Consider the following 23,066-nt stretch of genomic DNA (forward strand, 5'->3'; position numbering starts at 1 on the left):
TATGGCAAAGATATATTCACGCAGGAGCTTCCTGGAGAACAGTATGCTGGCTGGTTTTGCTCTTTCGATACCAACAGCTGCAATGGCTGCTGTAAAAAGCCTGGGAACTACAACAAGCATTGGCCTGATTGCTGATTTACACCAGGATATCATGCATGATGGAGCACAACGGCTGTATTCTTTTCTGCACTCTATGAAAAAAGAGAAACCGGATGCGTTATTTCAGCTAGGCGATTTTGCTTATCCGGCTGACAAAAATAAAGGAGTTATTGAAGCCTATAGAAATGCACATTCTAAAGCATATCATGTGATCGGGAACCATGATACTGATAATGGGCATACCATTGAAGAATGTATCAAAGTGTGGGGTATGCCACACCGTTATTATGCAGTAACTTTGAATGGAATCTTATTCCTGGTTCTTGATGGAAATGATAAAGGCTCTCCCTCCTATCAGGGCGGATATCCGTCTTTTATTAATGCAGAACAAACGAGCTGGCTGCAACAACAATTAAATGCAGCAAATCAGCCGGTTATAATTCTATCACATCAGCCACTGGGAGGCGTAATGGCAATTGATAATGCTATTGAAGTTCAGGGCATAATAAACCAGCACAAAGAAAAAGTACTGCTCTGTATAAATGGGCATACTCATTTGGATGCAGTTTATCTCGTGGATGATATACCCTATGTACATATTAATTCAGCCTCTTATTTCTGGGTAGGCGGTAATTTTAAACATGAGAGTTACGATACTGATGTCCACCTGCAATATCCCTGGATTGCCAGCACCTGTCCTTACGAATCAGCGCTTTACACTACACTTACTATCCATCCTGATAAAGGTCAGATAAGGATTGCAGGGAGGAAGAGCCGTTGGAAAGGCCCTTCCCCTGCAATGTTGGGCTATACACCTTCGTATAGCCTGGAAACATCTTCCTCTATTGCACCCGTTATTTCGAAACGATCCTTAAAAAAATTAAAAGGAATCAACCGGGTTCACCACGGATAGAATAAAATAGTAACGGTTCCCTTTGGGAGTTGACCAGATGAGTTCGTCTCCGGATTGCATACCCCACAATGCAGCCCCCATTGGACGAAACACATTATCACTATGTATAGCAGTTGCACCCGATTCCGGTAAGTTTAACCGATAACTAATATTCTGTTTCGCCACCTGATCGCGCAATAAGATGGTAGATTGAATTCGTGCAACACCATTGGGAAAATTGATTCCATCTAAAACGGTAGCAGCTTGAATTTTTTTCTTTAATGTTTCAATTTCAGGCCATTGCGGATGATGTGACATCAAATATTCAATCAAGACCACATCATCTTTTAAGAGAACAATTGGAAGTGGATGCAATAAAGGGGTCCTTCCGTTGGTTGACGGCTTAACAGCTTGTTTCATATGTATTGTTTTAAGTTATTCGTATTGTTCGAGACTCAATTCTTCGAACTGTTTGAGCATATTGATTTTTCTCTTCCAGTACGAGGCTTTGCGAACCAGTTGAGTTGCGTCGAGGTGGTGATATAGCACCACCAGGCCAATTGCCAAAACGGCAAAGGCCAGGTATTCCCATTGCATTCTATTTGTTTTTAAAGGAAAGAAAACGGATCACAAAAGATCCTGTCAAAGGATAAATCCCCGACTAGCAGTCGCCAATCGGGGTATTTGTATTAAAGTCCTTGAACGTTGAGAAGTAATAAATCATTCCCTGCGAATATAGGCTTGTAAAATGGCATCAATCCCTAGTGATTTGTTAAGAAGCCTTTTTGGATTTTTCTGTATCGGTGAAGATTCAGGACGAAAAAGGCGAAAATTTCCAAATCAAATAATAAGGGTACAAATATCTTTAAGGTCAATTGTTTCCATATGTTTAAATTTTTCCCTGTCTTAGCCTTCGCTATCCTGGTGGCATCACCCTTTGCTGGCTTCACTCAAACGGTAGCTACTACTTCAACCGCCCATAACATTCGATTTGACCAGCCTGCGAAAAACTTTACAGAAAGTGCTCCGCTAGGCAATGGTCGTATGGGACTAATGCAATTTGGAAACCCAAACAGGGAGCGATTGGTACTGAATGAAATATCCATGTGGTCTGGTGGCCCGCAGGATGCAGACCGGGAAAACGCACACCAATACCTCAAAACCATTCAGGAGCACTTAAAGGCAGGTAGGAATAAAGAAGCCCAGGCATTGTTAATGAAAGAGTTTATTGCAAAAGGTCCGGGCTCCGGATCCGGAAGTGGCGCCAATCAAAAGTATGGCGCTTATCAGATATTGGGCGACCTTCTACTAACCTGGAAAGACACGACAAAACCAGTTACTGCTTATAGTCGCGAACTTGATCTTACAACTGCAGTTGCACGTACCCGTTATACCCGCGATAGCGCAACTATTACCGAAGTATGCTGGGCTGATTTTACAAATGATATTCTCTGGGTAAGAATTCATAGTTCAAAACCCGGTGCGATAAACCTTTCGCTGGATTTAACCAGAAAAGAGAATGCTATATCCAGGGTATCAGGAAGTATGCTGTTAATGGAAGGACAATTGCCTAGTGGAAAAGATAAGGGATTGCGATTCGCTGCAGTGGTGCAACCTGAAATCATTGGTGGTTCAATACGGCAAACAACTATGGGAAATCGCCCAGTATTGAGTGTTGAAAATGCAGATGAACTGATTATCAAAATCTCAGCAGCTACTGATTATGATTATGCGAAGTTTGGAATTACAGGAACAGATCCATTACCAGCTGCTCTGTCTTATCTGAAAACAAATCTCAACTATAATTCAGCACTTGAAAAAAACAGAGCTGTTTATTCCGGTTATTATCAACGCAACCAATGGTCCATGCCGGAAAATCCGGAAGTATTGCATTTAAGTACTCAACAACGACTCGAACGTTATGCAGCAGCTTCACATGAGCCAAAACAGGGTGTTCGGCTTCAGCGGGTAGATCCAACCCTGCCAGTGCTGTATTATAATTTTGGGCGTTATCTGTTGATTTCCTCCTCCAGACCTGGATCACTTCCTGCGAATTTGCAGGGTTTATGGGCAGAGGAATACCAAACACCCTGGAATGGAGATTACCATCTTAATATCAATATCCAGATGAATTACTGGCTGGCTGAGACAACCAACCTTGCGGATCTGGCAGATCCACTGTTTCGTTTCACAAAAGCACTGGTTCCGAATGGTCAGAAAACAGCAAAAGCCTATTACAATGCCAATGGCTGGACAGCACATGTAATTTCAAATCCCTGGTTATATACATCACCTGGAGAAGGAGCTTCATGGGGATCTACTCTTACTGGCGGAGCCTGGCTTTGTGAACATATCTGGGAACATTTTCGATTCACCAGGGATACCTCCTTTTTACGTGAATACTATCCTGTTTTGAAAGGAGCGGCTCAATTCCTTCAATCTATTTTAATTGAATCACCAAGGCACGGGTACCTGGTAACAGCTCCATCCAATTCACCGGAACATGCTTATATAATGCCAAATGGATTTACAGGTTATACGGTAATGGGGCCTACCATGGATATGCAGATTACCCGTGAATTATTCAATGCCTGTGTTCAATCAGCAGCGATATTGAAGACTGATGAAGGGTTTAGAAAAGAACTGGAAGCCCTGATACCCCGACTGGCACCCAATAAAGTTGGAGCAGCCGGTGACCTGAATGAATGGCTGGATGATTGGAAAGATGGTGAGCCGAAGCATCGTCATATTTCACATCTTTATGGTCTCCATCCCTTTGATGAAATCACTCCCTGGGCAACGCCCGAACTGGCTGCTGCTTCCGGTAAAACACTGGAACAGCGGGGCGATGATGGAACCGGCTGGAGTAAGGCCTGGAAGATTGCCTTTTGGGCGCGACTCGGAGATGGTGATCATGCCAATCAATTGGTGAGGGGGTTATTGAGTCCGGCAACCAGCCTGGGTACCAATATGACGAGCGGAGGTGGAGTCTATGCCAATCTGTTTTGCGCCCATCCACCCTTTCAGATTGACGGAAATTTTGGGGGTACAGCAGGAATGGCTGAAATGCTGCTGCAAAGTCATGGAAAGGAAACTGCCATCCGGTTTTTACCTGCGCTTCCTACCCATCCCGATTGGGAAACGGGTACAGTGAAAGGACTAAGCGCCCGGAATGGATTTGAGGTTGATATATCCTGGGAGAAAGGTCGCCTGTTAAGTGCGGAAGTCCTTTCCAAAATCGGAGGAACCTGTAAAATCTGGCTGCCAAAAGGAAAACGAATCACCAGTGAATCCGGAACAACCCTGGCCTCTTCACAAAACCAGGATCGGATCGTGGAATTTAAAACTGTCAAAGGCAGGCGGTACCTTGTCAGATAAGTACCAGCTCGAAGGAGAATGTCGTAAATTAGCGCCGCAAGCAAACCAATCGACATGATCCAAGAACTGCAGCAACTGGGCCGACAATTAGAAGGTGAGTTGTATTATGATGCTGCGATGCGTACCCTGTATGCGACGGATGCTTCTGCTTACCGTGAAATGCCACTGGCGGTGGCTATCCCAAAGCATGAGCAGGATATCAAAACATTGATCGCATTTGCGAGAAAACATAAAACATCCCTTATTCCAAGGACAGCAGGAACCTCTCTTGCTGGCCAGGTGGTGGGATCAGGTATCGTGGTGGATGTATCCCGTACGTTTACTAAGATCCTGGAATTAAATAAGGAAGAAGGATGGGTTCGGGTTCAACCTGGTGTAATCAGGGATGAGTTAAACCTGTTCCTTAAGCCGCATGGCCTGTTTTTTGGTCCGGAAACCAGTACTGCCAACCGGGCGATGATCGGAGGTATGGTAGGCAATAACTCCTGTGGTTCCAATTCTGTAGTTTATCGCAGTACAAGGGAGCATTTACTGGAAGTAAAAGCTATCCTGAGTGATGGATCAGAAGCTGAGTTCAAAGCGCTCAACCTGGATGAATTTCATGCCAAATGCGAAGGCGATAATTTGGAGAACCAGATTTACAGAAGAGTTCGCAGTTTATTGAGTGATTATAACAACCAGGAAGAAATCCGCAGAGAGTTTCCCAAAAAGACGGTAGAACGAAGAAATACAGGCTATGCAGTAGATCTGTTACTGGATACAGCCCCTTTTACTGCCGGTCAGCCGGATTTTAATTTCTGCTCACTGATTGCCGGTTCAGAAGGAACCCTGGCCTTTCTGACAGAAATCAAGCTCAACGTAGTACCACTTCCTCCCAGGGAAATTGGGTTGCTTTGTGTTCATTTTAATACGATTGATGAATCCCTGCGAGCCAACCTGATTGCATTGAAGTATCGTCCGAGTGCAAGTGAACTGATTGATCATTATATACTGGAATGTACCAAGCAGAACCGCGAACAAATGCAGAATCGCTTTTTCGTGCAGGGTGATCCGGGTGCGATCCTGGTGGTGGAGTTTGCCAGGAATTCAAAAGAAGAAATTGAAACCGATGCAGCCGCCTGTGAAGCTGAAATGCGTGCTGCAGGATTAGGTTATCATTTTCCCTTATTGTTTGGTGCAGATACAAAAAAAATCTGGACGCTTCGCAAAGCAGGGCTGGGACTGCTTTCCAATCTGCCGGGTGATGAAAAAGCGGTGCCCGTTATTGAGGATACAGCAGTGGATGTAGAAGATCTGCCGGCCTTCATCAGGGAGTTCAATGAAATTCTTACAAAGCATGGACTGTACTCTGTGCATTATGCACATGCAGGCTCAGGTGAATTGCATTTAAGACCTATTCTAAATCTCAAGACAGCAGAAGGCAACCGAATGTTCCGGGTGATTGCAGAAGAGATTGCAACCCTGGTAAAAAAATACAAGGGTTCCTTAAGTGGAGAACATGGTGATGGACGATTGAGAGGAGAGTTTATCAAACAGATGGTAGGGGAGAAGAATTACCAGCTGCTGAAAGAAATCAAAAAAGTTTGGGATCCGGAGAATATTTTCAATCCAAATAAGATTGTGGATACGCCACCGATGGATACCATGTTGCGGTATACACCCGGACAAAAAACACCTGCTTTTAAAACTGTTTTCAGGTATCATAACCAGGATGTATTACAGCACGCGGAGCAATGTAATGGATCAGGAGATTGTCGTAAAACACATTTGAGTGGAGGAACGATGTGTCCATCGTATATGGCTACCCGAAATGAAAAAGATACCACAAGGGCGAGGGCAAATATCCTTCGTGAGTTTCTGACCCATTCAGATAAAGCCAATCGGTTTGATCATGAAGAGATCAAGGAAGTGATGGATCTCTGTTTGAGCTGTAAGGCCTGTAAAAGTGAATGTCCCTCGAATGTCGATATGGCAAAGCTGAAGGCGGAATTCCTGCAGCAATATTATGACAGCAATGGAGTGCCATTGAGAAGCAGGCTGATCGCGAATTTTACGTTGTCGGCAAAGCTGGGATCCATTGCACCCGGACTGTATAATTTTGCCATGACCAATAAGGTAGTGAGTAAGTGGGTAAAGAATTTTGCCGGTTTCGCTCTGGAGCGATCCATGCCAACGCTTGCCGACACTACACTTAAAAGCTGGTTTAAGACACACAAAAAATCAGAGGCACATACGCCTGAGACGGGCACTCACCAGAGGCGGGTATACCTTTTCTGTGATGAGTTCACCAATTACAATGATGTGGAGATCGGCAAGAAGGCAATTCTTTTATTAGAGCGACTTGGATATGAAGTAATCATCCCGGAACATGAGGAAAGTGGAAGAAGCTGGATGTCGAAAGGACTGATCCGGCATGCGAAGGGAATTGCAAACCGGAACATTGCCAGGTTACGGCCAATAATCAGTGATGAAACTCCTCTGATTGGAATTGAACCAAGTGCCATCCTGACCTTCCGCGATGAATATATTGATCTTGCGGAGGATGATTTGCTGGATGATGCAAAGGCATTGGCACAACATGTTTACATGATTGATGAGTTTTTGGCGAAGGAAATCAGTATGGCAAGAATTTCACCTGAAGTATTTACTAAGGAAAAGAAGCAGGTAAAGCTGCACGGTCATTGTCAGCAGAAAGCAATTTCATCCGTTGGTTCATCTGTTCAATTATTATCCCTTCCTGAAAATTATACAGTGGAAACCATTCCTTCGGGTTGTTGTGGAATGGCGGGCTCCTTTGGATATGAGAAAGAGCATTATGAAATTTCAATGAAGGTGGGTGAACTGGTTTTGTTGCCATCCGTACGAGCAGCTTCAGAAGAAACCATCATAGCAGCGCCCGGCACTTCCTGCAGGCACCAGATCAAGGATGGTACAGGTCGCAAGGCAAAACATCCGGTAGAAGTGTTGTATGAGGCGTTGGTGTAGTTAATCACTCAAACTCCAACACATAGGTTGAGAAATATTTCCCCAGATCTGAATATTTAAAAAACAAGCGGGCTTTTTTTCCGAGGCGCAAACTGGTGCGTTTGGTTTTTATGTCTTCTTCCGAGTTCATGGGTTGGAGAGAAGGATACCAGAGTACATGTCCGGGCTTCTCCAATAGTTTTTGAGGGGCGGACCATTGCTGGGAATTATCACCCTTACCAAGGTCTTTGTTTTTGTTGAAAGAGATATAGAGTTCATCACCAATCCAGGACTGCCCTTCTACTTTACCCATCAGCATAACCCAGCAGTTCAGGTATTCATTCCAGGAGACGGAGGGTCCCCAATGAAAACCACCGGTTGGAGAAGAAGCGGGTCCGCCACCTGCGTTTTGAGGAATCTGCAGAGACGCAACTGGTTTTCCGGTTCCATCCCAGGCTGCAGTAAATCCGTTGCCACCCCATCGTTGCGCTTTGCCCTGTGGTTGATCCAAATCGGAAATAGCAATCCTTGCTACACTGATACATTGTCCGCTCCATTCTTTGGTTGGATCGTAACTGGCAGAGTCATAACGTTCAGGGTAACCATACTCACCATAAAACAAATAGATCGAATCACCTACTGCAACTGCAGAAGGATCACCCACGCCACCGGCAAAAGTTTTAGAAGTATTATGTGGTTTGAGAATCATGCGGGCTTGTTTATCTTCTATAAAAAGGCCGCGGTTTTCCCAGTTCCAGCCACCGTCTGTTGATTTCATAATTCCAATTCGGCAAACTGCTGCAGGTGTGATACGTTCAGTTAATCCCAGTGGCCATTTCTGATCAATATAACCCTCACCAGTAACCGAATCATAAGGGAGTGTTTCGGGATAGTTTTCGTTATGGTAAATAGCATAGAGAGTTTTTCCGGATGGATCTTTGGTATCCTGGTAAACGGTTTCAAACCAGACAGCACCATGTAATCCGGGTTGACCAACAGGTGCATTGACTGGCAGTGTGGGTGCTATATAAGCGCTGGCCGGATTGCTGAAGGCTTCATCTGCATTACTTCCACTAGAAAACTTTAGATCGTGTGCAGCACCCCAAACAGGATCTTCACCATATTTTCCGGGGAAGATCCGGAAGGTATCACCGATCCAGGCTTCCGCCATGTTGCAGTCAACAAAATTGTTGAAATGAAAAGTGTCGGTTTCGATGAGTTTGAAACTGATAGGAGAATCGGTTTTTGTTGTTGTGTTTGTGCAGGAAATGATAAACAACAGGAATGCGAATCCAGCAATTAAAATTGATTTTGGCATATAGCAAATGGTATGACTCTATTAATATACAACTATTCATTTGTCGAATGAAGATTCTTCTAGAGACTCGCTGTTATACCATTGAAATTATTTTTTATCGCACCCTTGCAGGTAAGGCATCTCACAAAAAAATTAGGTGTTGCTGAAAATCCATTAGGGCTTTTTTAGTATTTTCATTGTAATCTAGACTGCTATAGAGCTGTGACTGCTGCTACAACAACCATGTATATTAATCCTGGTAGAGAACTGGAATTGGAGTTCGGAAGAATTTTCAATGAACATAACCAGTCCGTTTACCAACTGGCTTTAAAGGTCACAAAGTCGGGGCCCCAGGCTTGCGATATTATGCAGGATGTGTTTATAAAACTCTGGGAAACTCGCGATCAGTGGGAAGAAATCCGCAACATGGAGGCCTGGTTACACAGAGTAACACGTAACCGCCTGATTGATTTTTTAAGAAAAGTAGCAGCGGATCAACGCTTACAGGATAAACTCTGGAAGCGTGTTCAGGATGAGCAACCCTCTGCTGAAGCAGCACTGGATGCAAAAGAATCAGCCACTATATTGCAGCAGATCATAAATGAGCTACCACCTCAGCGCAAACTTGTGTATCTAATGAGTCGGGAGCAGGGACTTAATTACAACGAAATTGCTGAGGAATTGTCCGTTTCAAAGCATACAGTTAAGAACCAATTATCACTTGCTTTACGTTTTCTTCAAAAAAAGTTGTCCCTCGAATAGGAACATCTTAACTCCACTTCGTCATCTTATCAGATGGCATTAACATCATCCCAATGAATCAAAGGTTTAAACACCTGTTCAGGAAATACCTGGATAACAGTTGTAGCAGGGAGGAATTCAACGAGCTTTTCGCCTATATGGAACAAGAGGGAAACCAGGATTCCATGGAAGCCGTATTGAAATCCCTGACACAGGAGCAGGAACCGGAAAGGTCTGTGCGCCGAAAATGGTTATTGCCGGCAATTGCCGCAGCCGCCTCTATTATGGTAGTAGTTGCAGCATTCAGCTGGTGGCAGACTCAAAATAGCAACCCCGCAAAAGGGTTGGTTATGAATGGTATTGAACAGTCAGGAACAGTTCTTTCAAAGTCAACAGAAAAATCGGAATACAAATACATTTTGTTACCCGACAGTACACAGGTTTGGTTAAATGCCGACAGTAAACTGGATTTTCCGGAGCTATTTGACAGCAAAAAACGAGTTGTTTATTTAACCGGAGAAGCTTATTTCGATGTACGGCATGCTGATAAAATACCCTTTATCATTCATACAGGGAAAGTGAGTACTGAAGTATTGGGAACAGCCTTTAATATTAAGGCCTATCCGGATATGGAGAAAATAACGGTATCTGTGAAAAGAGGCAAAGTGAAGGTAAACTATGTAGATCGTGAGGTAGCTGTCTTAACGAAAGGAAAAGAGGTCGTGATCGCGCAGCAAAGCCAGCAGGTGAAAGAAAAGCCGGTAAAGGAAGAGCAAACTGCAGGTTGGCAGGAAGGAAACCTGGTTTATGATGACTATTCAGTAGGTGATATCCTGGCTGATCTGGAGAGAGTTTATAATGTAAAGATCCAGGTTGGGTCATCCGAGTTGAAAGCTATTCGGGTTACAACCAATCTGAAAAGGCAATATGGAGTTGAAAATGCATTGGAGATACTGGGTCGCCTTACCGGGACTGAAATAGCAATTGACAATGGTATTTATATTATGAAAAAATAATGACAACCACATGAGTAGTAGCTAAAAACAAAAAGACCGCTACAGGAGCAAGCTGTCGCGGTCTGGCTTAAAACTGTTTGAGAAAATTTAAACCAATCAAAACTATGAGTTTTAATTCAAAAACGCATAGGTGGAGGGCGTTTGACCTTAACCTAATGCCGTTCCTGCATCAAGTATTCAGCAGCAGGAAAATTCAAGTACTAGTTATGAGAGCATTGACCCTGGCAATCTTATTGACTATCAATGGTGTATTGATGGCCGAAATTTCCTCGGGGCAGGATCTGAGTAAAATCCGGATTTCCATTGACCTGAAGAATGTGCCGATGAAAGCAGCCCTGAAGAAGATAGAAGGCTCAACCGACCTTTCTTTCTCTTTCCGGACAGCCGACCTTTCAAGTCTGCGCAATGTCAGTTATGCAGCTGAAAACATCCCTGTTGACAAGTTATTGGATGCCCTGTTTGAAAATACGGGTCTGAAATACGAGGTTATCAACTCTAATATCATCATTCGAAAGGTAGCTACTCCGGAAGCACCGGCACCAGTACCTTCCGAGATCGCTTTTGAAGGTGGTATCCGCGGTAGGGTTGTAAATACAAAAGGAGAACCGGTTCCCAATGCATCTATCCTTGTAACGGGGGTTAACCAGGGTACAGCAGCGGACCAGGAAGGACGTTTCTCCTTATCCGGACTGAAAGCCGGAACCTATACTGTTGTTGTTACAGCAGTTGGATATGGCAAACAGGAAAGAACTGTAAGCGTAACAGATGACAATATTGCTACCATTACTATTGAACTTTCTGAAGATAATGCCGACATGGCCGAAGTTACTGTAACAGCCCTGGGTATCCGAAGAGAAAAAAGAGAACTAGGTTATTCTGCACAGGAGGTTAAGGGAGATGCCCTCACTGCCAGTCGTCAGCCGAATATTGTAAATGCTTTACAAGGGCAGGCGGCAGGATTGCAGATCAATTCCGGAGGTGGTGCACCCGGACAGGGATCCAAGATCATTCTTCGTGGTTTGAACTCACTGGATCCGAATCGTGATTTTCAGCCCTTGTTTATCATTGATGGAATACCGGTAGACAATACTACTGATGTATCAGATGGAAGCTCTTTATACGGAATCAGTAACCGTGCTGCGGATATCAATCCCGATGATATTGAAAGCATCAATATCCTGAAAGGAGGTGCTGCAACTGCATTGTATGGTTTGAGAGCATCAACGGGTGCTATTATCATTACTACCAAATCAGGTAAAGCAGGTAAACTGAGAGGAAGTGTTACCTCCACTTACGGAGTGGATGAGATCAATATGTATCCTGAAACACAAACCAAGTATACACAGGGCTGGCAGGGTGTGTATGACCCCAGCAGCTTCTGGCCAACTACAGGTCCTACAATTGAAGAGGCAAAGGCAATTGATCCAACCCATCCGGACAAGATCTTTAATAATTTTAAACACGGATACAAAACCGGAAACTCCTTCCGCAATTCTCTGAATATTTCCGGAGGATCAGAACGTGCCATCTTTACCGGCACTTTTTCCCAGTTCAACCAGGAAGGAATCATGCCGTTCACGGATTACAAAAATATATCCGCTAAAGTGGGTGGTGAATTCAAACTTTCCGAAAAGGTAAAATTTGGAAGCAGCGTGAACTATGTTAAATCCGGTGGGCGCAGGGGAAATGCAGATCGTTACAATGAAAACCTGACTTACTTTTCTCCTCGCTGGGATATCTGGGATTATATCAATGAAAACGGAACTCAAAATACCATTGTAGGTTCCGGAAATGATAACCCCATTTATGTATTGAGAGGTGTAGACTACAGAGACAATGTGGATCGTATTATCACCAACTCACATTTCACTTATTCCCCTGCAAAATGGCTGGATATCAATTATCGCTTTGGTGCAGATATCTACAGTGATTCGAGGACTTCAAAATCTCCTGGCCCAATGGGGTTGCCGGATGAAATTTATCCCGCCAGTGATTTTGGCTTTGGAAATATTTCCGAATACACAGCAAGAAATACCATTCTGAACTCAACCTTAATGTTGAATTTCAAGAATAAAATCGGTCAGCATTTACAGTCGTCGTTGAAAGTTGGACATGATCTGTTTGCAACCAAAAGAACCACTGTATATGCCAATGGTGATACCCTGGTAGTTCCCAATTTTTATAACCTTAACAATGCTAAACGTGTAACCGGTTCCAATTCATTAAGAGAATATCGGATTATTGGTCTGTTTGCAGACTGGACATTAAGCTGGAAGAACTACCTGTATATGACGCTGACTTACAGAAATGACTTTACTTCAACCTTGTCGAAGGATAATCGTTCCTTCAGCTATCCGTCAGCCAGTTTGAGTTATATCTTCTCTGAGACATTCAATCTGCCGGATTGGTTCACCTTTGGTAAGGCGAGAGTATCTGTTGCTAAAATTGGTAAGGATGCAGTTCCTTATGCAACCAGCTCCGGATTCAATCTTGGTTCACCCCTTAACAACAATGTGATTCCATTCTTCCTTTCTACTCAGACAGGAGATCCCAATCTTCGTCCCGAGTTTACTACTTCCTATGAGGGAGGCCTGGAGTTGAAGTTTCTGCAAAACCGGTTGGGTATTGATTTCACGTATTACAACAACACCAGTAAGGATTTGATTATCCCGGTAAAAGTGCCGGTAACCAGTGGATATGATCAGATTTATTTGAATAGTGGCAGTATCCGTAACAAGGGTGTTGAAATCAGTTTATCCGGAACACCTGTTCAGACAAGAAATTTCTCCTGGGATGCACGTGTGAATTTCACCTCCAACAAGAACACGGTATTGTCAATTTATCCGGGACTTACGGAGATTGCAATTGCCAGCCAGTTTGGATACCTGAGTTCTTCGGTTACTCAAAAATATATTCCTGGATATCCGGTTGGAGCTCTGTTTGGAAGAACCTATCAGCGTTATTATGGTGATAAAACAGAAAACCCGGCCATCCTGGAAAAAGATTTACCAATTGTTATTGGCGCAAATGGATTCCCTGTTTTAAACCCGGCATCCAAACAACAATATCTTGGTAATTCTCAGCCCAGATGGATTGGAAGTTTTGGAAGTACTTTACGGTATAAAGGCCTGAGTTTATCCTTCCTCTTTGATACACAACAAGGAGTTTACCGTTACAACCAGCTGGCTAATTTCCTTGCTGCTTTCCTTACTCATAAAGGATCTGAGAACCGGAATGATATTATCGTGTTTGACGGAGTACTGGCAGATGGAAGTCCAAATACCAAACCCGTATGGTTAGGACAGGGAGTCGGTCCGGATGGTGTGAATTATGGCAATGGTTACTACCGGAATATTTACCGTGGTGCATCTGAAACATTTGTAGAAGATGCTTCCTGGGTACGACTTCGTAACCTAAGCCTGGGTTATTCCATTCCGTCTGATATTGTTACTAAATCAGGCTTCCTGACTGGTGCGACAGTAACTTTTACCGGGAACAATCTTTGGATTAAAACCAAGTGGAGTGGATTTGATCCTGAAGCAAGTTCAACCAGTTCCGGAAGTGTAGCAGATGGTTTCTCCGGATTTACCTATCCCGCTACCCGGAGTTATCTTGTTTCACTCAATCTTAATTTCTAAAACAGGTAACCATGAAACGATTCCATCAATTATTATATACAGGCCTTCTTTTTATTGGATTAACCGGGTGTAGTAAATACCTGGATAAACTGGACAACCCAAACCTGGTTACAGATCCTCCATTGAATGGCTTGCTTGCACAGAATACTTATAATACCGGATACAATGTATACCGGATGGGATATACTGCTTCTTACTTTATGCAGTACCAGGCTTCCAGTGCCAAAGGAAGTGATACGGATATATACAATGAAGTAGATTATTCCACTTCCTGGACTGCCATCTATTCAACCATGATGAACCTTCAGCAAATGCTGAACAAGGCGGTCCAGGATAATGCCTATCATCATGTGGGAGTTGGGAAGATCATGATGGCGTATAATCTCAATATGCTAATCAATGCATTTGGTGATGTTCCTTACAGTGAAGCATTGAAAGGAGGCGAATTATTGATTCCCAAATTCGATGACCAGGCAGCACTGCATGCTACCTCTATGAACCTGCTGGATGAAGGCATTACAGAATTACAAAAAACTGGTGCCAGTCTGAACCTGGATGCAGCCAGTGATGTGATCCATGGTGGTAATGTAGAGGCCTGGATTAAAACAGCGCATGCATTAAAGGCAAGGTTCATGAACCAGCTTACGCGAAAGGCTTCCTACAATGCGGGCAATGTTCTTACTGAACTGAATAGTGCGTATGCGTCTAACACAGATGATGCCATGATGACAGTATTCCGTGGTCGCAGTCCCTGGAACCAGGTGGCGTACAACAATACCGTATTGCTATTGGATGGCTGGTTAAGTGAGCAGTTTGTAGATGCTTTGGATGGTACCACTTTTGGTGTAGAGGATCCGCGTTTACCACTGATTGCAACCTTAACCCAATTTGGTGATTACCGGGGAACGCCTAATGGAGCAGGCCGTATAGGTACAGGTACGGATGATGAGGAATCCTATCTTTCTGTAAATGGTTATTATTCCAGGGGCAATGCACCCTTGGCTTTGGTAACCTATGCTGAAATGAAGTTCATTGAAGCGGAAGCGGCATTCAGGGCGGATGACAAACCCAGGGCTTATGCAGCCTACCTGGCCGGTATTGCTGCTCACATGAATAAAATGGGTGTATCGGCAGCAGACAGAGATGCCTATTTAAGTGAATCCTCAGTGAGTGTGGGTGAAGCTAATATTACGCTGGAACTTATCGCCAAAGAGAAATATGTTGCCATGTTCCTGCATCCGGAATCCTGGGTGGATGGCCGTCGGTTTGATTATAATTACAAGGATTTTGAATTGCCGGAAGGTGCAGTACTCAATACGTTTATTCGCCGACTCGCTTACCCCAATGTGGAGTTCAGCAGAAATGGAGCAAATGTGCCTGATATAAGCGGACTGGATGAACGCCTGGCATTTGACAAACCATAATTGAGTAATGAGAATAAAAGGCCTGATAGTAATCGGGTTCCTGGTTGGGTCGCTGACTGGATTTGCACAGGACTTTACTATGGAATCAGTTACTTCCTATCCGTTTCCTTCTGAACTTTCTGCTTCAGCAGCAGGTTCCAGAATTGCAGTGGCATTGAATGAGCAGGGGAAGAGGAATATCTATGTAGCAGAAGGGCCGGAATTTGAATTGAAAAAAAGAACAGCCTTTGATCTGGATGAGGGTATGGAGCTAAGTTCTATCCGCCTCTCTGCAGACGGCAAATGGATTGTTTTTGTTCGCGGAGGTGATTATGGAGCCTTCGATGAAACGATACCAAGGAATCCTTCCTCATCACCTGCATCCCCAAAGGTGCAGGTGATGAGTCTTCCTTTTGAAGGCGGACAACCAACTGTACTGGATGAAGGAACAGAGCCGGTAATTGATCCATCAGGCCGGTTTGTGTTGTATGAGAAAAATGGAGCATTGTGGGAAAGTCCCATCGACGGGAGTGCTAAACCCGTTCGAAAATTCTTTACTAAAGGTTCGGTTAGCCAATACAGTTATGAGCCTGGTGGGAAGCGTATTTTGTTTGTAGCAAATCGCCGCACTCATTCTTTTATCGGCATTTATACAGATTCCATTCAACCCATTCAATGGATTGCACCAGCAGTTGCCAGGGATGTATCACCAAGGTGGTCACCGGATGGTAAACAAGTTGTATTTATCAGACGTACTGCTAGGGGTGGGCGTCCTGATTCCATAACGGTTCGGCGGCACCAGGCATGGTCTATCATGGTGGCTGATCCGGCAACAGGAAAAGCAACTAAAATCTGGACAGCTCCAGGTACACTGCGAGGTTCTTATCCTGGCACCCAGGGCGGGACTAACCTGCATTGGGCTGATCAGGATCGAATTGTTTTTGTTTCCTTCATGGATGGATGGCCACATCTCTATTCAATTCCCGTCAAAGGAGGAGAGCCCCTGCTGCTCACCAAGGGGAATTATATGCTGGAACATATACGCCTGAGCCCTGATCGTAAATGGTTGGTGGCGGCTGCTAATACAGGACCTGAAAAAGATGACCTGCATCGCAGGCACCTGGTTAAGATTCCGGTAGATAAACCAGCTGTTGAAGTATTAACTCCGGGTAAAGGAATTGAAGCCTTACCTGTAATCACCGGAGATCAGCAACATATCGCTTTTATCAGTGCAACAGTCCAACGGCCAGGGGTAGTTGCAGTTATGCCATTTACTGGTGGAAAAGCAAATCTTGTCGGTGCTTCCAAAATACCATCCGGATTTCCTGTTTCCAAATTGGTAGAACCAAAATCGGTGAGTTTCAGGGCTTCCGATGGTGTACTGGTGTATGGACAATTATTCGAACCTCCTGGAAATAAAGAGGCAAAAAAACCAGCTGTGGTTTTTATACATGGAGGTCCGCAGCGGCAAATGTTATTAGGTTGGCATTATGGAGATTATTACTCGAATACCTATGCATTGAATCAATACCTGGCAAGCCAGGGTTTTGTAGTGCTATCTGTAAATTACCGGTTAGGCATCGGGTATGGATATGAGTTTCAGTATCCACCTAACTGGGGGAGTTATGGAGCGTCGGAATACCTGGATGTGAAAGCCGCTGGTGACTGGCTGGCAAAGCAATCCTTTGTGGATCCGGCGCGCATCGGCACCTATGGTGGATCTTATGGAGGTTACCTGGTTGCTTTGGCATTGGGCAGAGATTCCAAACTTTTTAAAGCAGGTGTTGATATTCATGGTGTTCATACCAACCGGGAGAACTATCCTTCACTTGATGGAGAACAGGCTCCCGATGCTGCTTATGCGAAAAAAATCATCTGGCAGTCTTCACCTGTTTCCTGGGTTAAACAATGGACTTCACCTGTTTTGTTTATTCATGGTGATGATGATGGAAATGTTCCTTTTTTTGAAACTGCGGACCTGGTTCGGCGCTTTGAGCAGACAGGTAAATCATATGAAAGCCTGGTAATTCCGGATGAAACCCACCACTGGATGCGCTATCATAATCAACTCATAGTGAACAATGCGGTGGCTGAATTTCTATCGCGACAACTATTGAAAAAATAAGGTTCAACTGAAAACTCATTTTATGAAAAATGGCCGGAGAATGCTCCTACTACTGGCAGGTATCTGTTATGCCTCCCTGTTTTCATATAGCCAGAAAAAACAACCAGCCTTACCCCCCGGAATCGATGCGTATATAAACAAGGTCATCAGTTCCCTGAACGTGCCGGGAGTGGGTGTTGCTATTGTAAAGGATGGAAAAGTTGTGCTTTCAAAAGGCTATGGTGTAAAACGGATGGGCACCAGTGACAAGGTAGATGATCAGACCCTTTTTTTAATTGCCTCCAACAGTAAAGCCTTTACAGCTACTTCATTAGGGTTACTGGTGGAGGATGGAAAAATTCGTTGGGATGATAAAGTGGTGCAGCATCTTCCCTGGTTTAAAATGAGTGATCCGTATGTAACACAAAATCTGACTGTACGTGATTTACTGGTGCATCACAGCGGATTGCAGGCCTATGCGGGGGATATCATGTTGTTCCCGCCTGCCACCTACAGCAGGAAAGAGATCCTTCAAAAACTTCCACAACTTCCTCTTCGCTATGATTTCAGAACTACCTATGCCTATGATAATATCCTGTATGTGGCTGCTGGTGAACTAGTATCGACTGTAGCCGGGATGCCCTGGGAAGAATTTGTGCAGGAACGCATTTTCAAAAAGGTGGGTATGAAGGAAAGTATTGCACGGTATACTGACCTGAAAAAGAAAGCTAATTTTTCGTTTGGACATGCCCGTTCCTATAATGATATCCGGGTGGTTGAAACTTTCCGGGAAACAAATATCGGAGATGCAGGAAATGCCGCTGGTGGAATTGTATCCAACGCAAGCGATATGGCGAACTGGCTGATAACACAGCTGGATTCAGGAAGAACGCCGCTTAAGGAGCGTGTACTGACACCAGCAGCAACCGCTGATCTCTGGAAGATCATCCGGCCCATGCCTATTAGTAGAGTGGACTCACTGATTGCACCTTCTCAATCTGATTTCTGGGGCTATGCTTCGGGATTTCGCTCCTACAATTATGGAAAATATAAAGTAATCGGACATGGCGGGGCGTTGTCCGGATTTGTATCACAAATCGCGATGGTGCCGGACTTAAAACTTGGCGTAGTGGTATTAACCAACCAGGCTTCTACAGCGGCCTACTGGTCAATCATCTATCATGTGTTGGATTATTATATGGGCAATCCAACATTTGACTGGTTAGGTGGGTATAAGCGTATTCAGGATTCTGCAGTAGCACGTGCGCTTGCAAGGAAGAAGGACCTTAGTATTGCCAGGGCGCAGGGGGATAAACCATCCCTGCCTTTAAAGGCATATGCCGGCAGTTTTATGGAACCCTTATTGGGTCGTGCAACCATTCAATCAGAAGGCGATTCATTGGTATTACGGTTTGATAACATGGAGCATTATGTAGCAGATCTGCGCTATTTCCAATACAATAATTTTATTGCCAGCTTCAGAAATATGGGTGTTCCAACGGAAGCCTATGTTTCTTATGGATTGAAGGCGGATGGTACAATTGATCGGGTACGCATCGAAGTTAGAGATCCGGCATCACGCCTTGATTTTGAAGAGATGGAATTGAAACCGATTAAAGAGAAAAAAATGGATATCGTTAAACTGGATAAGTCATTGCGGGCGGAAATGGCCAAATATCCCCAGGCCTCCTTTGGTATTGCCTTCAAGGACCTGGGCACAGGACAAACATTTTTTATCAATGAGAAGGAAAATTTTCATGCAGCAAGTACCATGAAAACGCCTGTACTGATGGAAGCCTACAAGCAGGCTGCAGCCGGTAAATTTTCACTTCATGATAAAATAAAAGTGAGCAATCATTTTAAGAGTATTGTGGATGGGTCTGTGTTTAGTGTGAGTCCGGCGGATGACAGTGAATTTGAATTGTATCAGCTGATTGGTAAAGAACTCCCGATTTCGGATATCCTTCACCGTATGATTACCAAAAGCAGTAACCTGGCAACCAATATTATGATTGACCTGGTTGGTGCCAAAAATGTGATGGCCACCATGAAAGAAGTAGGCGCGCATGATATCCAGGTACTAAGAGGAGTTGAAGATCAGAAAGCGTTTGATGCAGGAAGGAATAATACTACTACTGCCTATGACCTCATGCTGATTTTTGAACAGTTGGGAAATGGAAGTTTTGTTAGTAAGATGGCATGTGCCGATATGATCCGGGTGCTTCAGGATCAGTATTACAAAGATGCTATACCGGCTAAGTTGCCGGCTGATGTAAAGACTGCCACTAAGAGTGGTTCCATCACCAAAATAGCACATGATTCCGGCATTGTGTATTTGCCGGATGGTCGGAAATACGTGGTGGTATTGTTATCTCGTGGATTTGAAGAACATTCCGATGCCACCGGAGTTTTGGCAGAATTGTCTAAGATGATTTATGATGCGGTGAAATGAAAAAAGTGGCCCGTTGCCGAGCCACTTTACATGTGTATATCTGAGCCTTAATTAACCTAAATCGAAGCGGTCGAGGTTCATCACTTTTGTCCAGGCAGCCACAAAATCATGCACAAATTTTTCCTTGCTGTCTGAGCAGGCATAAACCTCTGCCAGTGCACGCAATTCTGAGTTGGATCCAAAGATCAGATCTGCACGGGTAGCAGTCCATTTCATTTCACCGGTCTTGCGATCGCGACCTTCAAACAACTCCTTCGAACCGTTTGCAGCTTTCCAGGTAGTGCCAAAGTCAAGCAGATTTACAAAGAAATCATTGGTCAGCACTTCAGGAGTATTGGTGAATACACCTCTTTTGCTTTGATCCGAATTGGTATTGAGTACACGCATACCTCCTACAAGAGCTGTCATTTCCGGTGCTGTAAGAGTGAGCAGTTGTGCTTTATCTACGAGCATTTCTTCTGCAACACCAGTTGCACGATAGGGCGACAGGAAGTTGCGGAAACCATCTGCTGCAGGTTCCAGCACTGCAAAGGATTCAACATCTGTTTGTTCTTGTGAAGCATCTCCTCTACCAGGAATGAAGGGAACAGTTACTTCTACTCCGCCAGCTTTTGCAGCTTTTTCAATAGCAGCTGAACCACCCAATACAATCATATCTGCAATGGAAATCTGTTTGCCGTTAGATTGAGCCCCATTGAAGCGCGCGCGGATTGTTTCTAAAGTATCCAGCACTTTTGCCAATCTGGCCGGGTTGTTTACTTCCCAGTCTTTTTGAGGAGCCAGGCGGATGCGTGCCCCATTTGCGCCACCTCTCTTATCTGAACCACGGAAAGTGGATGCAGATGCCCAGGCAGTGGAAACCAGTTCAGCAATACTGAGTCCGGATGCCAGGATCTCGGATTTCAGGAAAGCGATATCATTATCATCTACCAAAGGATGATTTACAGCAGGGATAGGATCCTGCCAGATCAACTCTTCAGAAGGAACTTCAGGTCCCAGGTAACGGGAAATAGGTCCCATATCACGATGGGTCAGTTTAAACCAGGCACGTGCAAAAGCGTCTGCAAACTGATCCGGGTTTTCATAAAAGCGGCGGGATACTTTTTCATATGCCGGATCGAAACGCATAGACAAATCCGTCGTAAGCATAAATGGCTTATGGAATTTGCCGGCGATATGTGCATCCGGAATGGTTTCTCCTACATTTTTGGCTTCCCACTGGTAAGCACCCCCTGGCCCTTTAATCAGTTCCCACTCATATTCAAACAGGTGTTTGAAATAGTCATGGCTCCATTTGGCAGGTGTGGTTGTCCAGGCACCTTCAATACCACTGGTAATGGTGTCTGCACCAACTCCGGTACCATAACTGTTTTTCCATCCCATGCTCATTTCCTCAATGGATGCTGCAGCAGGTTCTTTCCCAACATATTTGGAAGGATCTGCAACACCGTGGGTTTTACCGAATGTGTGACCACCGGCAATCAGGGCAACTGTTTCCTCATCATTCATGGCCATTCTGCCGAATGTTTCCCGGATAGCCTTGGCTGCCAGGATTGGATCGGGCTTGCGATCTGGACCTTCCGGGTTAACATAGATCAGTCCCATTTCAGTTGCTCCGAGTGGAGTTTCCAATGCTTCCGGGTTCCTGTGTTGGGCAACCCACTCTCTTTCTGAACCCCAGTTCACATCTTCTTCCGGTTCCCAGATATCTTCACGTCCACCGGCAAAACCAAAGGGTTTGAAGCCCATGGATTCCAGGGCGCAGTTACCTGCCAGGATCATCAGATCCGCCCAGGATAATTTCTTGCCATATTTCTGTTTGATTGGCCACAAGAGGAGACGAGCCTTATCCAGGTTGGCGTTATCAGGCCAGCTGTTCAGTGGTGCAAAACGCTGAGAACCTGATCCGGCACCACCGCGACCATCATAAATTCTGTAAGTACCGGCGCTGTGCCAGGCCATACGGATAAAAAATGGACCATAATGCCCATAGTCAGCAGGCCACCAGTCCTGGGAATCTGTCATCAATTGATAGATGTCCTGCTTAACCTGGTTCAGATCAAGTGATTTAAATTCTTCCGCATAATTAAAAGATTCTCCCATTGGGTTGGAGAGATTTGAATTCTGACGGAGAATATTCAACCGGAGCTGATTCGGCCACCAGTCGATATTTTTTGTTCCTCCGCCTGCTTTGCCTTTCATTGCACCATTGTGGAAGGGACATTTTGAAATGTCCTGGGAGGGGTTCGCTGAACCGCCTTCTTCATTGACTTTTTGGAGGGTATCCATATGTTTTAGCTTAAATTGTTAGACGTTCGGTTTACTGCGAAATTATCGATGATTTCTTCAACAATTTTATTTATTTATTAAATCATAAGATAGATAAAATCTATATTGCGAATCCTTATTAAAACTTACTTATGAAAAAGATGGGAACTATTGCCTTATTGTTTTTAATGATGACATCCTTTCATTCCGGATCAGGGGATTTTGTAGGGATGATTAAAATGAAACACAAGTACAAAAATCTGGAGGGTAAGGATATTACATCCCTTCTGGCACCTTATCTGGGCAGAGAATGGGAGTACTATATTGATGATAAAAACTATAAATCGGTGAATGAATCCGGTAATTGGGTTCAGCTCTATACTGGAGCAGACAATCTGTATTATTCATTCACCAAAGAAAAGAGTGCATCAAAATTTGATGCAGGATCAACGAGCTCTTCCAAATTTGAAGTGACCTATTTAGACAGGAAGGAAAAGGTGGCAGGCTATTTATGTGATATAATGAAAGTGGAAACAGATAACCAGACTACCATTTATTACTACAGCAAGGAAGTCAGGACGAATCCGGAGAATTTTGCCAATCATAATTATGGTAACTGGAATCAGTATCTGAAAGCTGCCGAAGGGGGTATTACGCTCAAATTTGAATTAACGGATCACAAAAACAAGTTTATCTGGATTGCCACCGCCACAGCCGTAAAGCCGCTTGCCTTGACAGCAACTGATTTTGAATTTCCGGTGGGTTATACAATAGCAGAATAAACCCTACCCGCCGCAACGGGTAGGGAGGTAGG

The 23,066-nt window shown here is 44.3% G+C and carries 14 protein-coding genes; 10 read left to right on the top strand and 4 right to left on the bottom strand.

The genetic code is table 11. The annotated features are described in order from the left end of the window. Nucleotide 1: 1 nt before the first annotated feature. Nucleotides 2–1,012 carry a metallophosphoesterase family protein gene (locus L0U88_RS12735; RefSeq protein ID WP_234866447.1) on the top strand — a complete coding sequence of 337 codons (1,011 nt, stop codon included), beginning with the start codon at nt 2–4 and terminating at the stop codon, nt 1,010–1,012. Here the strand turns inward: L0U88_RS12735 and L0U88_RS12740 are convergent. Together L0U88_RS12740 and L0U88_RS12745 are read right to left on the bottom strand one after the other, a co-directional pair. Beyond that, on the bottom strand, nt 980–1,411 hold the full coding sequence (locus tag L0U88_RS12740; RefSeq protein WP_234866448.1) for a hypothetical protein: 432 nt from the start codon (nt 1,409–1,411) through the stop codon (nt 980–982). The genes L0U88_RS12735 and L0U88_RS12740 overlap by 33 nt on opposite strands. Nucleotides 1,412–1,426: 15 nt before the next feature. Beyond that, nucleotides 1,427–1,588 carry a hypothetical protein gene (locus L0U88_RS12745; RefSeq protein ID WP_234866449.1) on the bottom strand — a complete coding sequence of 54 codons (162 nt, stop codon included), beginning with the start codon at nt 1,586–1,588 and terminating at the stop codon, nt 1,427–1,429. 288 nt (nt 1,589–1,876) lie between these two features. Here L0U88_RS12745 and L0U88_RS12750 point away from each other — a divergent pair, with 288 nt between their 5' ends. After that, the gene (locus tag L0U88_RS12750; protein WP_234866450.1) at nt 1,877–4,369 is read left to right on the top strand and encodes a glycoside hydrolase family 95 protein; all 2,493 of its coding nucleotides are present in this window, start codon (nt 1,877–1,879) and stop codon (nt 4,367–4,369) included. 54 nt (nt 4,370–4,423) lie between these two features. After that, entirely contained in the window at nt 4,424–7,354 is a 2,931-nt protein-coding gene (locus L0U88_RS12755; protein WP_234866451.1) for an FAD-binding and (Fe-S)-binding domain-containing protein, read from the top strand. A 4-nt stretch (nt 7,355–7,358) separates the two neighbouring features. Here L0U88_RS12755 and L0U88_RS12760 read toward each other — a convergent pair whose 3' ends face one another. Further along, complete coding sequence (locus tag L0U88_RS12760; protein WP_234866452.1) at nt 7,359–8,651, bottom strand: hypothetical protein; 1,293 nt, start codon at nt 8,649–8,651, stop codon at nt 7,359–7,361. Between the two features lie 222 nt (nt 8,652–8,873). Between L0U88_RS12760 and L0U88_RS12765 the strand changes: the two genes are divergently transcribed. From L0U88_RS12765 to L0U88_RS12790, 6 genes are all read left to right on the top strand, one after another. Then, nucleotides 8,874–9,392, top strand: coding sequence for an RNA polymerase sigma factor (locus L0U88_RS12765; RefSeq protein WP_234866453.1), 519 nt, complete (start codon nt 8,874–8,876; stop codon nt 9,390–9,392). Between the two features lie 53 nt (nt 9,393–9,445). Then, entirely contained in the window at nt 9,446–10,387 is a 942-nt protein-coding gene (locus L0U88_RS12770) for a FecR family protein (protein ID WP_234866454.1), read from the top strand. A 206-nt stretch (nt 10,388–10,593) separates the two neighbouring features. Continuing rightward, the gene (locus L0U88_RS12775; RefSeq protein WP_234866455.1) at nt 10,594–14,025 is read left to right on the top strand and encodes a SusC/RagA family TonB-linked outer membrane protein; all 3,432 of its coding nucleotides are present in this window, start codon (nt 10,594–10,596) and stop codon (nt 14,023–14,025) included. 11 nt (nt 14,026–14,036) lie between these two features. Further along, nucleotides 14,037–15,449, top strand: a complete 1,413-nt coding sequence (locus L0U88_RS12780; RefSeq protein ID WP_234866456.1) for a SusD/RagB family nutrient-binding outer membrane lipoprotein — start codon at nt 14,037–14,039, stop codon at nt 15,447–15,449. A gap of 7 nt (nt 15,450–15,456) precedes the next feature. Then, nucleotides 15,457–17,553 carry a S9 family peptidase gene (locus L0U88_RS12785; protein ID WP_234866457.1) on the top strand — a complete coding sequence of 699 codons (2,097 nt, stop codon included), beginning with the start codon at nt 15,457–15,459 and terminating at the stop codon, nt 17,551–17,553. 22 nt (nt 17,554–17,575) lie between these two features. Then, the gene (locus L0U88_RS12790) at nt 17,576–19,984 is read left to right on the top strand and encodes a serine hydrolase (RefSeq protein ID WP_234866458.1); all 2,409 of its coding nucleotides are present in this window, start codon (nt 17,576–17,578) and stop codon (nt 19,982–19,984) included. A gap of 51 nt (nt 19,985–20,035) precedes the next feature. On the opposite strand, the gene katG is transcribed toward L0U88_RS12790, so the two are convergent. Continuing rightward, nucleotides 20,036–22,273 (bottom strand): catalase/peroxidase HPI, encoded by a 2,238-nt coding sequence (gene katG / locus L0U88_RS12795; RefSeq protein WP_234866459.1) that lies wholly within the window; start codon nt 22,271–22,273, stop codon nt 20,036–20,038. 131 nt (nt 22,274–22,404) lie between these two features. Between katG and L0U88_RS12800 the strand changes: the two genes are divergently transcribed. After that, nucleotides 22,405–23,034: a hypothetical protein gene (locus L0U88_RS12800; RefSeq protein WP_234866460.1), complete on the top strand. Its 630-nt coding sequence runs from the start codon at nt 22,405–22,407 to the stop codon at nt 23,032–23,034. Nucleotides 23,035–23,066: the final 32 nt, after the last annotated feature.

This window comes from Flavihumibacter fluminis (assembly GCF_021491375.1).
Lineage (GTDB): Bacteria > Bacteroidota > Bacteroidia > Chitinophagales > Chitinophagaceae > Flavihumibacter > Flavihumibacter fluminis.